We start from the raw sequence: 12,272 nt of genomic DNA, 5'->3' as shown, positions 1-12,272 counted from the left end.
AAAAGAAGGATGAAAATGTGCCGAATTAATGGCCCGCCCTTGCTGATTAAAATCAATAAACAGACGACTAACGAACAGCATAACAGCGTTTTTGCCATGGCTAAGGCATTTATGTCATAAGGATCTTGACCGGCAATGACAGCGTAACATGTCTATGTAATGATAACAAAATGTTAAACTTTTGTGTGGTCTGGCCTGTTAGTACTGGAGACCGTTAACAGACATTAGGCGTACATGATGTGGGTTTATTCGGGATAAGCAGAACGCCGCTTTAAGAATATTCCCGAAAAGCGGCCTGATATTTAAGAGTAGGGGTGATGCCGTTAAGGCTTGGTTCAATTATTCTATGTTAAACTTTGCCTCGAATATCAAGAATGGTAATTGCATTGTGATTGTACGTAATACTTTTTTCTCTATTTTATTGTTTATTATTGGCCAGTTAACGTTTTCTTCTGTTGCACAGGCAGAGAACAACGCGACGGATAAAGGTTGGTTCTCTACTTTTACGGATAATGTTTCGCAGACCTGGTCAGCGCCTGAACATTATGATCTCTATGTCCCGGCAATAACGTGGCATGCGCGCTTTGCTTACGACAAAGAGAAAACGGATAAATACAACGAGCGTCCCTGGGGAGCGGGTTTTGGTCAGTCGCGCTGGGATGAAAAAGGAAACTGGCATGGCATCTATCTGATGGCCTTCAAAGACTCCTTTAACAAGTGGGAACCGATTGGCGGCTACGGCTGGGAAAAAACCTGGCGCCCGCTGGCGGATGAGAACTTCCACGTTGGTCTGGGCTATACCGCCGGGGTGACCGCGCGCGACAACTGGAAGTACATTCCGATCCCCGTATTGCTGCCTCTGGCCTCTGTTGGTTACGGCCCTGCAACGTTCCAGATGACCTACATTCCGGGAACGTATAACAACGGTAACGTTTACTTCGCCTGGATGCGTTTTCAGTTTTAACTGACAAAACATTACCTGGCGGTGAAAAAACGTGCAGCCGTTGATTCGTAAGCGATAAAAATCTGTCAGTGAAAATTAACGCGACTTTAGTCACTTTTTGTCAAAGATCCGCTGGACAAAAGGTCCCACAATTGATGTACTGGTAACCGACACAGCATTTGTGTCGTTTTTTAATGTAAAGGTAATTTTGATGTCTAAGATTAAAGGTAACGTTAAGTGGTTTAATGAGTCCAAAGGATTCGGTTTCATTACTCCTGAAGATGGCAGCAAAGACGTGTTCGTACACTTCTCTGCAATCCAGTCTAATGGTTTCAAAACTCTGGCTGAAGGTCAGCGTGTAGAGTTCGAAATCACTAACGGTGCCAAAGGCCCTTCTGCTGCTAACGTAATCGCTCTGTAATTCAGACGCGTCAGCAAGAATTTCAAAACCCGCTCATTGAGCGGGTTTTTTTCGTTATGAATCAGCCAAGCAGGTAAATTTTCAGGAAGCTGGCCACGATCAGTACGCTCAACAACACCATGCCTGCGCTCATCAGACTCTGTTTCATTTGTCACCCTCGTTCAGTATTGCCTTCAGAGTGACAGAGAAAAATTAAGCCAACATTAACGCTCCGGCAGTTAATGCGTGCTTACAGAGGAAAAAAGCCAAAATGCGATCCCCGTCATCGCGAAAGATCCGATCATGTTGATCGCGATATTCACCAGCGCCCAGCCGATACGACCTTCCTGAAAGAGAAAAACCGTTTCCGCGGAAAAGGTTGAAAAGGTCGTCAAACCGCCGCAGAAGCCGGTGGTAATCAAGACCTTCCACATAGGATCGATGTGCGTCATCCGGTTAAACCAGGCCAGCCCCATACCAATAATAAAAGCACCAATCAGGTTGGCGGCCAGCGTTCCTAATGGGATCGCCTGGTGCAGGGGATTAAACCGCATACTCAGTAACCACCTCGCAACGCTCCCCGTGCCTCCACCAATAAAAACAGCTAAAAGGAGTTGTAACACGCTAAATACCTGCTATTTGATGTGTAAGAGTAGCGAGTTTAACGCTGTTTATAATGAGGGGACAAATATGTATGTTGCGGTAGGGCAGTTTGCGGTCACGCCTGACTGGCGGGTTAACGCAGTGCAGTGCGTTAACCTGATGATACAGGCCCGACAGAAAGGCGCGTCGCTGCTGGTGCTTCCTGAGGCGTTGCTGGCAAGGGATGATAATGACCCGGATTTGTCCGTGAAGTCCGCACAGGTCCTTGACGGCGAATTTTTACAACAGCTGCTCGCTCAGAGCGTAGGCAGTACGATGACCACCGTCTTAACCGTGCACGTTCCCTCAACGCCGGGTCGCGCAGTGAATACGCTGGTGGCTATCCGTGACGGTGCCATTATTGCGCGCTACGCCAAGCTTCATCTCTATGATGCGTTCAGCATTCAGGAGTCGCGACGCGTTGATCCGGGAGATGTCGTCCCACCGCTCATTGATATCGACGGGTTTAAGGTGGGGTTGATGACCTGCTATGACCTGCGTTTCCCGGAGCTGGCGGTGCATCTGGCGCTGCAGGGGGCGGAGGTGCTGGTATTGCCTGCCGCATGGGTTAAGGGGCCGCTAAAAGAGCAACACTGGGCTACGCTGCTTGCGGCACGCGCGCTGGACACGACCTGTTATGTTGTTGCCGCCGGGGAGTGCGGCAATAAAAACATCGGGCAGAGCAGGGTGGTTGATCCCCTGGGAGTGACGATTGCCGCCGCAGCGGAAGCGCCGGTTCTGCTGATGGCGGAGATAATTTTAGAAAGAGTTGCGCTTGCGCGTCAGCAATTACCTGTTCTTCGCAACCGTCGCTTTGCGCCACCGCAATTATTGTGATGTTTTTTTCAACAATGCTTGATTCACCTTGTTACAGATTGCTATTGTGTGCACGCGTCAAATGACCGTTAATACGATCGGGTTTTGGCGCTGAATGCAGCCTGTTTTAAGTAAAGAAGGTATCTATGGGTGAGATTAGTATTACCAAACTGCTGGTGGTTGCCGCACTGGTCGTCCTGCTGTTTGGTACCAAGAAGTTACGCACGCTGGGTGGTGACCTGGGGGCTGCCATCAAAGGCTTCAAGAAAGCGATGAACGACGATGACGCAGCCGCGAAGAAAAGCGCTGACGACATCCCGGCAGAGAAGCTTTCCCACAAAGAGTAACGGCAATGCCTGAGGGCTTGCGAAAAAAAACCGGCTCATGAGGCCGGTTTTTTTGCATTACTGTAAATGAATATTACGGCGTTATTTGACTTCTTCGCCTTTCGCCTGCATATCCGCATGGTAAGAAGAACGAACAAATGGACCACAAGCCGCGTGGGTAAAGCCCATCGCCAGCGCTTCGGCTTTCATCTCGTCAAATTCATCCGGGCTCACGTAGCGCTGTACCGGCAGGTGGTGACGGCTTGGCTGCAGATACTGGCCGAGCGTCAACATGGTCACACCGTGGCGGCGCAGATCGCGCATGACGTCGATGATTTCGTCATTGGTTTCACCCAGACCAACCATCAGACCTGACTTGGTCGGGATATGCGGATGTGCTTCTTTAAAGCGCTCCAGCAGCTTCAGAGACCAGTTATAGTCGGCTCCCGGACGCACCTGACGGTAAAGACGCGGAACGTTCTCCAGGTTGTGGTTAAACACATCTGGCGGCGTCGCGGTCAGGATATCCAGCGCGCGGTCCATACGGCCGCGGAAGTCAGGAACCAGCGTTTCGATTTTGATGTTCGGGCTTTTTTCGCGAATGGCAGTAATGCAGTCAGCGAAGTGCTGAGCACCGCCATCACGCAGATCGTCGCGGTCAACGGAGGTGATAACCACATAACGCAGCGCCATGTCGGCGATGGTTTGCGCCAGTTTTTGCGGCTCGTTGGCATCGGGGGCCACCGGGCGGCCATGCGCCACGTCGCAGAATGGGCAGCGGCGGGTACAGATGGCACCCAGAATCATAAACGTCGCGGTGCCGTGATTGAAACATTCAGCAAGGTTCGGGCAAGAGGCTTCTTCACAAACAGAGTGAAGGCCATTCTTACGCATCGCCGCTTTGATCCCCTGGATACGCGAAGAGTCTGCCGGAAGTTTGATTTTCATCCATTCCGGTTTTCTTAACAGCGCCTCGCGCTCTGTAGCCACGTTTTTAACCGGGATAAGGGCCATTTTATCGGCATCGCGGTATTTAACACCGCGTTCCATCACAATGGGTTTACTCATAGCGTGCGTGTTCCAGTTGCGAATATCGAAGGAAAGCGTTTCAATTCAAGGGAATGTTGTATTTATCAACTATTTTTGAACGAACGACAGGCAGTATATCATTTATAGGGGCGTTAAAGCAGCCTGCCAGGTCGCCAATTTGTAAAATAGTTGTTGTTTTGTGCCTTTTGCCCTGCGAGCGGCAGGGACGTGTACGGGTACGCTCTGTCAGAAGGCCTGACGGATAATGCGGATGACGTTTTCCAGTACCGGATCGCGCAAGCTGAGCTTGTTGTAATGCAGTGAAATCTCGATAGATTCTGCATTGAGCTGGCTTAGCGGAATACTCTCCAGCGGCCAGCATTTCCGCAGCAGGTTATACAGGCGTGAAGGCATGATGCACAGCATATCGCTGCTGCCAATCAGGGATGCGGTGGTGAACATATTGTAACTGCTGAAACTGATCTGACGTTCCGGGAAAATTTCGTCAATACGCTGACGCAGAGCGTGGTTAGACTGTCCTTCGGTCATGAAAGACGAGTGGTCGTAGTTGCGCAGGTTTTCAATGGATAACGGCTCGCTGAGGACGGGGTGCTGCCTGCGGCAAACCAGCACCAGGTTATCGGCGTAAAGCACATTTTGCCCCAGCGCTCGGGCGCTAAAGCTGCCGCTTTCGATGACCAGGTCCGTCTGGAACTGAGCAAGCTGAACGTCAGGTTCGTTAAGAGGCACATTGCGAAGCAGAAGCTGAGGCGCATGCTCTTTCACTGCCTGGAAGATCGCGGGCATCACCAGCACGCCGACAGAAGGGGAGCAGCCGATGGTGATGGTTCTCTGTTTGTCATAGCTTCCGGTTAAATCCAGCGCACCCAGAATCGACTCCAGCCCCTGGCTGATGTATTCGTGGAGATGTGTCGCATAGGCCGTTGGCGTGACGCCCTGGCCCTTACGGATAAATAAGGGGTCGGGAAATATAGCCCGTAGCTTTTGAATTGACTGACTTATTGCCGATGGCGTGAGATTAAGAATTTTCGCAGCGTTAACGATACCCTTATGGACATATACTGCCTCAAAAATAGTCAGTAAATTGAGATCAATATTACGTAAAGTCCGAAAAATTTGCGGCTTATCTTCGCCACCAGGGTCATTCAGGCGTTTGGCTGGTAAATTATTATACTCCACGCTTTCACTCCGTATACATTCACAACATGAATGATAGTTCAATTTATTTATTATGCTTGTAGAGATTCGTAAAGTGTTGCTTTTGTTCCACTTGTTTATCAAAAACAAACAGTTGTGTGATTATCACTCAAGTTACTTAGCCTGTGTATGCCGTGCTGTCCGGAGGCTAAATAATATGTAAGGGCAATATTCGGGCGCTTCGAAAATATAGAATCTGCGGATTATTGTAAAGCGTAAAAGCGGTAAATAAACAGTGGCCCGTCAAATTATCGAGCCATTCTGGATGATATATTAAGCAGGGATATATTCGTGCGGGGGATTGTTAAGTAGCGCTAACACATTCTTCAGAAGCACGGGACGTATATTTTCTGGCGTAGCGGTATCGACCCACTGGCGCATTTGCGTCATTTCCATGCCGGCGTAGCCGCAGGGGTTTATGCGCTGGAAAGGCGTAAGATCCATATTAATATTCAATGCCAGACCGTGGAAGGAACAACCTTTACGAATACGTAGCCCGAGAGAGCAGATCTTCATTTCGCCAACGTAGACGCCCGGCGCATCGGCACGTGGATGCGCGTCAATACCATACTCCGCCAGCGTGTTGACGACGGTCTGTTCCAGTAACGTCACCAGCTCACGTACGCCAAGCTTTCTGCGCTTCAGATTAAGCAGGACGTACATGACCTGCTGACCCGGACCGTGGTACGTGACCTGACCGCCACGATCGCTCTGGATCACCGGGATATCGCCCGTCATTAATAAGTGTTCCGCTTTTCCCGCCTGGCCCTGCGTAAATACCGGCAGATGTTCGACCAGCCAAATCTCATCAGGGGTTGTGTCATCGCGTGAATCGGTGAACTCGTGCATAGCCTGAGAGACAGGCTCATAAGGTTGCAGCCCGAGATGACGGACCAGAATTTTATCCTGATACAAAACGCGTCTCCGAAGACGAGAAACAAAAGATGAGGGGGAGTATATCACAGCGGGGAAGAGGGGTTACCCGGTAAACCGGGTAACCGCAAAGGGACTACAGCACCATACGAACGATTTCGATATTGCCGAGCTCTTCGTACAGCGTCTCAACCTGCTCGATATGTGTGGCAGTGATGGTAATAGAAACCGAGTGGTAGTTGCCCTTGCTGCTTGGTTTTACTGACGGAGAGTAGTCACCCGGCGCATGGCGCTGTACCACTTCAACCACCTGATCAACCAGCTCAGGTTTCGCCAGACCCATTACTTTGTAGGTAAACGGGGTAGGGAATTCAAGCAGTTCGTTAAGTTTGGTTTTCATGTCAGCTCCGGCGTAACGTCAAAAAGAATAACTCCCACGTCAGGTGGGAGTTATCAGGATACTTAGTATATGGGGATCAAAATCACACTTTCAAGTGTTCGATTTTTAGCCAAACCAGTGATGGAACATCAATTTAATGTAATCAATGATTTTGCTGAAGAAATTGCCTTCAGGAATTTCTTCCAATACCACGAGTGGACGCTGGTCGATGGTTTTACCGTCCAGCTGGAAGTTGATGGTACCCACCACCTGGTTTTTCTGCAGCGGGGCATGCAGTTCGGTGGTGTTGAGCACATAGCTTGCTTTCAGATCCTTCATACGACCGCGTGGAATGGTCAGGTAGAGGTCTTTATCCACGCCCAGAGAAGCACGATCGTTATCGCCGAACCAGACGGGTTCAGAAGCAAATTCTTTGCCTGCTTTCAGCGGGTTCACGGTTTCGAAGAAACGGAAGCCCCAGGTCAGCAGCTTCTTACTTTCGGTTTCGCGACCTTTAAAGGTGCGACCGCCCATCACGGCAGAGATCAGGCGCATCTGGCCTTCAGTGGCAGAGGCCACCAGGTTGTAACCGGCTTTGTCGGTGTGGCCGGTTTTGATGCCGTCAACGTTCAGGCTGTTATCCCACAGCAGGCCGTTACGGTTGGTCTGACGAATGCCGTTGAAGGTGAACTCTTTCTCTTTGTAGATAGAGTACTCGTTAGGTACGTCGCGGATCAGCGCCTGACCGATCAGCGCCATATCACGCGCGGAGCTGTACTGACCGTCTGCATCGAGACCGTGTACGGTCTGGAAGTGGCTGTTCTTCAGACCCAGGGCATTTACGTAGCTGTTCATCAGGCCCACGAACGCATCCTGACTACCGGCGGCGAAATCGGCCATCGCTACGCAGGCATCGTTACCGGACTGCAGGTTAATGCCACGAATTAACTGAGAAACCGGAACCTGCATTCCTGGTTTCAGGAACATCAGCGAGGAACCTTTGAAAACCGGGTTCCCGGTAGCCCACGCATCGTTGCCGATGGTGACCAGATCCGTCTCTTTGAACTTACCGGCTTTCATTGCCTGGCCGATGACGTAGCTGGTCATCATTTTGGTCAGGCTGGCCGGGTCACGGCGGGCATCGGCATTCTGTTCTGCCAGCACTTTGCCAGAGTTGTAATCGATCAGGATGTAGGATTCCGCGTCGATTTGCGGAACGCCAGGGATCATGGTCTTGATATTCAGGTCATCAGCATGAGCTGCAGAGAGTGCAGCCGCGCAAAGGGCCGTGGTCAGCGCCATGCGCTGCACAAAACGAGCAGAAAAAGTGGTCTTCATGGTCAGAACTACGACATCCGTGATGGAATTAAAAAAAGTGCCTTACTATAGCAAATGCTATTCAGGCAGGCATCCGACTTTAAGCATGAGTTTGTGAATGTGTTTTACACAAACTGACATTTCGGATACCGCCGATTAATTATTTTGCAACAGCGATAAAGGACTGAAGCTGAGCTTCATTCTGCAAACGCTGCTGCAGGGATGCCGCCTGCGACTTGCTGGCAAACGGCCCCATCTGAATACGCCAGACCGCACCGTTTTGCTCAACGCGTCCTGGCACGCCAAACTGCTGGCTTAAACGCTGCTGATACTGCTGGGCACGGGCCCGATCGCTCACTGCGCCCACCTGAACGACAAAGCCGCCGCTGGCTGCTGCGGGAGCGGCAACGGCTGCGCTCTGGGTCGTGACCGGAGCCGTTACCGGGGCAGGCTGCTGCACGACGGGGGCGGCAACTGGGGCTGGCGTCGGCTCACTGCTCTCCAGCACGCCCGAGGCTAAGTTCGTTGGTGCGCCAAGGAAGCCGCTGCTTTTTACCGGTGCGCCAGTGGCATCATCGCTTTGCAGCGTGTCATTGCTGATTGGGCGTATTTCTCCCGCCGGCTGAGAAGGCTCTGCCGGCGAGGAGACGCTTCCCATTCCGCCGTCCAGATTTGGGCGGTCGGGGAGGGCATAGGTCTGTTTCGCCACCGTGGTACACGCGGTTCCCGGCCCGGAGAGCGAACCATCCTGCGCTACGATAATTGGGTCAATGCGAACTTTGGTGTTGTTCGAGGTATTCAGGCGATCGGCAGACGCGCGGGATAGGGAAATCACCCGGTCATTACCGTACGGGCCGCGGTCGTTAATACGCACGACGATCATACGGCCGTTCGCCAGGTTGGTGATACGGGCGTAGCTAGGGATCGGTAGCGTCGGGTGCGCCGCAGTCAGCTGCATTGGGTCAAATGTTTCACCCGATGCCGTCAGGTTACTGCCCGGCTCAGCATCATAAATGGCGGCAAAGCCAGCCTGGCTAAAGCGGGACGGATCCTGCACAATTTTGTAGCTTTTGCCGTCGCGCTCGTAATCCTGATTCGCGCTGGCATTCAGCGGTTCATAAACGGGATCGGCACCGCTAATTTCAACGATTGGGCCATTACACACCGCAGGCTGCGGCGGCGCGACGGTTGCCTGTTGCTGACCATCATCACTTGTACAGGCCGCAAGTAAACTTGCCGCAATGCAGATACCCAGCCACTGCTTACGCATTCCGATCCCCTTATTTTTATACGCTTTTTGACAACATTTTTCTGTGGGTGTGGATCGACATCACGATACCAAACCCGGCCATCAACACGATCAGTGCCGAGCCTCCGTAACTCACCAGCGGCAGCGGTACGCCTACCACCGGCAGAATACCACTCACCATACCAATATTTACGAAGACATAAACGAATAAAATCAACATCAGTCCGCCTGCCATGACGCGGCCGAAGGTGGTCTGCGCGCGGGCCGCAATCCACAAACCTCGCATGATGAGCAGCACGTAGAGCGCCAGCAGGATCAGGATGCCAACCAGTCCCAGTTCTTCCGCCAGTACCGCAAAGATAAAGTCGGTGTGGCGCTCCGGTAAAAACTCCAGCTGCGACTGGGTGCCGTGCAGCCAGCCTTTACCGCGCAGGCCGCCGGAGCCAATCGCAATCTTGGACTGAATAATATGATAGCCCGCACCGAGCGGATCGGTTTCCGGATCGAGAAGCATCATGACGCGCTGGCGCTGGTAGTCATGCATCAGGAAGAACCACAGGATAGGGATAAACGCTGCAACCAGCACCACCGCGATACCAATCAGACGCCAGCTTAAGCCCGACAGGAACAGGACAAACAGGCCGGAGAGGGCGATAAGGATCGAGGTGCCGAGGTCAGGCTGCGCCGCAACCAGCAGTGTCGGCAGGAATATCAGCACCAGGGCGATAGCGGTATTTTTCAGCGACGGCGGACAGACGTCACGGTTGATAAAGCGCGCCACCATCAGCGGGACTGCGATTTTGGCAATCTCCGAGGGCTGGAAACGAACAACGCCCAGATCCAGCCAGCGCTGTGCCCCTTTTGAGATGGCACCGAACGCATCTACCGCCACCAGCAAAATAATACAGAAGATGTAGAGATACGGCGCCCAGCCTTCATAGACGCGCGGCGGGATCTGCGCCATCACCACCATAATGACCAGACCCATCGCGATCTGGCCGATCTTGCGTTCCATCATGCCGATGTCCTGGCCGCTGGCGCTCCAGATAACCAGGGCGCTGTAAACCAGCAGGGCCAGCAGGATCAGCAGCATGGCTGGGTCGATGTGAATTTTATCCCACAGCGATTTTTTATTTGGATTATCCGTCATGATTATTGGTCCTCCGCCGCAGCGGCGGCCGGATTTTCAGCCGGCAGTTCGGTGTTGTTATCACCCAGCATAATGTGGTCCAGGATCTGGCGCATGATGGTCCCTACTGCCGGGCCAGCGCCGCCGTTCTCCAGAATCATTGCCACCGCCACCTGCGGGTTATCATAAGGGGCAAACGCCGTCATTAGCTTATGGTCACGCAGACGTTCGGCTATGCGGTGTGCGTTATAGGTTTCATTGGCTTTCAGGCCAAAGACCTGCGCCGTACCGGATTTCGCGGCCACTTTATATGGCGTACCGGCGAAATACTTGTGCGCGGTTCCGTTTGGACGGTTTGCCACACCGTACATACCGTCTTTCGCTATTTCCCAGAAGCCGGAATGGATGTCGCCTACCGGCGCTTCATGGGGCTGCACCCACGGCACTTTTTTGCCATCTTCAACGGTGCTTTGCAGCAGATGCGGAACTTTCACCACGCCGTCGTTAATGAGGATCATCATCGCTTTGTTCATCTGAAGCGGGGTGGCCGTCCAGTAACCCTGGCCGATACCCACCGGTATGGTATCACCCTGATACCACGGCTTCTTAAAGCGCTTCAGCTTCCACTCACGGGTTGGCATGTTGCCGGAGCGCTCTTCAGCCAGATCCACGCCGGTGTAATGTCCGTAGCCGAATTTGCTCATCCACTCAGACAGGCGGTCAATGCCCATGTCATACGCCACCTGATAGAAGAAGGTATCCGCAGATTCTTCCAGAGATTTCGTAACGTTCAGATGGCCGTGGCCCCATTTTTTCCAGTCGCGATAGCGTTTTTCAGAGCCCGGTAGCTGCCACCAGCCCGGGTCAAACAGGCTGGTATTGCGGTTGATGACGCCCGCGCTCAGCGCTGAGACCGCCACGTACGGTTTAACCGTTGATGCCGGCGGGTAAACGCCTTGCGTGGCGCGGTTCACCAGCGGGGTGTTAGGGTCATTCAGCAGGCCGGAGTAGTCTTTGCTGGAGATGCCGTCAACAAAGAGGTTCGGGTCATAGCTTGGCATGGAAACCATCGCCAGAATGCCGCCGGTGCGCGGGTCGGTGACCACCACGGCGGCGCGGCTGCCCGCCAGCAGGGTTTCAATATACTGTTGCAGTTTGAGATCGAGCGTCAGATAGACGTCGTGCCCCGCCTGAGGCGGCACTTCTTTAAGCTGGCGGATGACGCGGCCACGGTTGTTAACCTCAACTTCTTCATAGCCGGTCTGCCCGTGCAGGACATCTTCGTAGTAGCGTTCAATCCCCAGCTTGCCGATATCGTGCGTCGCGGCGTAGTTTGCCAGCTTGCCGTCTTTATCGAGGCGCTCGACGTCTTTATCGTTAATCTTGGAAACGTAGCCAATCACATGCGTCAGCGCGGATCCGTAAGGATAGTAGCGACGCTTGTAACCCTTCACTTCCACACCGGGGAAGCGGTACTGGTTCACCGCAAAACGGGCGACCTGGACTTCCGTCAGATTGGTTTTAACCGGAATGGAGGTGAAACGGTGAGAGCGGGCGCGCTCTTTTTTGAAGGCCGCGATATCATCATCGTTAAGATCGACAACGCTCCTTAGCGCTTCCAGCGTATTCTGCACGTTATCGACCTTCTCCGGCATCATCTCGACTTGATAGATGGTGCGGTTTAACGCCAGAGGGGTGCCGTTACGGTCGTAGATAATGCCGCGGCTGGGTGCGATAGGCACCAGCTTAATGCGGTTTTCGTTAGAACGCGTCTGGTAATCGGTAAAGCGGACAATTTGCAGATTATAAAGGTTGGCGATCAGCACGCCGGTAAGCAGCAAAATCCCCGTAAAGGCGACCAGCGCCCGGCGCACAAACAGCGCGGACTCAGCCGTATAGTCGCGAAAAGAATTCTGTAGTTTCATCCGCTGCTTAATCTACCCTGGTCAGT

At 52.7% G+C, this 12,272-nt stretch carries 13 protein-coding genes; 4 read left to right on the top strand and 9 right to left on the bottom strand.

Annotated features, from left to right (window positions below; genetic code table 11):
* Positions 1-346 precede the first annotated feature (346 nt).
* Positions 347-964 (top strand): lipid IV(A) palmitoyltransferase PagP, encoded by a 618-nt coding sequence (gene pagP / locus IM273_RS16175; RefSeq protein ID WP_047363730.1) that lies wholly within the window; start codon positions 347-349, stop codon positions 962-964.
* Positions 965-1,154: 190 nt separating this feature from the next.
* The gene (gene cspE / locus IM273_RS16170; protein ID WP_002439184.1) at positions 1,155-1,364 is read left to right on the top strand and encodes a transcription antiterminator/RNA stability regulator CspE; all 210 of its coding nucleotides are present in this window, start codon (positions 1,155-1,157) and stop codon (positions 1,362-1,364) included.
* Between the two features lie 218 nt (positions 1,365-1,582).
* Here the strand turns inward: cspE and crcB are convergent, their stop codons facing one another.
* Complete coding sequence (gene crcB, locus IM273_RS16165; RefSeq protein ID WP_041910922.1) at positions 1,583-1,966, bottom strand: fluoride efflux transporter CrcB; 384 nt, start codon at positions 1,964-1,966, stop codon at positions 1,583-1,585.
* 67 nt (positions 1,967-2,033) lie between these two features.
* On the opposite strand from crcB, the gene IM273_RS16160 reads away from it, so the two are divergent.
* Both IM273_RS16160 and tatE read left to right on the top strand, forming a co-directional pair.
* Entirely contained in the window at positions 2,034-2,822 is a 789-nt protein-coding gene (locus IM273_RS16160; protein ID WP_193051152.1) for a deaminated glutathione amidase, read from the top strand.
* A gap of 125 nt (positions 2,823-2,947) precedes the next feature.
* The gene (gene tatE / locus IM273_RS16155) at positions 2,948-3,148 is read left to right on the top strand and encodes a twin-arginine translocase subunit TatE (protein WP_028012332.1); all 201 of its coding nucleotides are present in this window, start codon (positions 2,948-2,950) and stop codon (positions 3,146-3,148) included.
* A gap of 81 nt (positions 3,149-3,229) precedes the next feature.
* On the opposite strand, the gene lipA is transcribed toward tatE, so the two are convergent.
* The 8 genes from lipA to mrdA all read right to left on the bottom strand — a co-directional run bounded on the left by lipA (position 3,230) and on the right by mrdA (position 12,246).
* A complete protein-coding gene (gene lipA / locus IM273_RS16150; protein WP_028012333.1) occupies positions 3,230-4,195 on the bottom strand; it encodes a lipoyl synthase in 966 nt (321 codons plus the stop codon).
* Between the two features lie 207 nt (positions 4,196-4,402).
* Complete coding sequence (locus IM273_RS16145) at positions 4,403-5,356, bottom strand: YbeF family transcriptional regulator (RefSeq protein ID WP_047367726.1); 954 nt, start codon at positions 5,354-5,356, stop codon at positions 4,403-4,405.
* Positions 5,357-5,647: 291 nt separating this feature from the next.
* The gene (gene lipB / locus IM273_RS16140) at positions 5,648-6,289 is read right to left on the bottom strand and encodes a lipoyl(octanoyl) transferase LipB (protein WP_028012335.1); all 642 of its coding nucleotides are present in this window, start codon (positions 6,287-6,289) and stop codon (positions 5,648-5,650) included.
* 94 nt (positions 6,290-6,383) lie between these two features.
* Entirely contained in the window at positions 6,384-6,647 is a 264-nt protein-coding gene (gene ybeD, locus IM273_RS16135) for a DUF493 family protein YbeD (protein WP_003858718.1), read from the bottom strand.
* 105 nt (positions 6,648-6,752) lie between these two features.
* Positions 6,753-7,964, bottom strand: coding sequence for a D-alanyl-D-alanine carboxypeptidase DacA (gene dacA, locus IM273_RS16130; RefSeq protein WP_193051153.1), 1,212 nt, complete (start codon positions 7,962-7,964; stop codon positions 6,753-6,755).
* A gap of 139 nt (positions 7,965-8,103) precedes the next feature.
* Positions 8,104-9,213 (bottom strand): endolytic peptidoglycan transglycosylase RlpA, encoded by a 1,110-nt coding sequence (rlpA, locus tag IM273_RS16125; protein WP_193051155.1) that lies wholly within the window; start codon positions 9,211-9,213, stop codon positions 8,104-8,106.
* 16 nt (positions 9,214-9,229) lie between these two features.
* Complete coding sequence (mrdB, locus tag IM273_RS16120; RefSeq protein ID WP_013097590.1) at positions 9,230-10,342, bottom strand: peptidoglycan glycosyltransferase MrdB; 1,113 nt, start codon at positions 10,340-10,342, stop codon at positions 9,230-9,232.
* A 2-nt stretch (positions 10,343-10,344) separates the two neighbouring features.
* Complete coding sequence (mrdA, locus tag IM273_RS16115; protein WP_028012338.1) at positions 10,345-12,246, bottom strand: peptidoglycan DD-transpeptidase MrdA; 1,902 nt, start codon at positions 12,244-12,246, stop codon at positions 10,345-10,347.
* Positions 12,247-12,272: the final 26 nt, after the last annotated feature.

Origin of the sequence: Enterobacter cloacae complex sp. P13B (assembly GCF_014895915.1) — a bacterium.
Lineage (GTDB): Bacteria > Pseudomonadota > Gammaproteobacteria > Enterobacterales > Enterobacteriaceae > Enterobacter > Enterobacter bugandensis.
The sequence above is the reverse complement of the archived record's forward strand: the minus strand, read 5'-3'. Positions and strand labels throughout refer to the sequence as shown.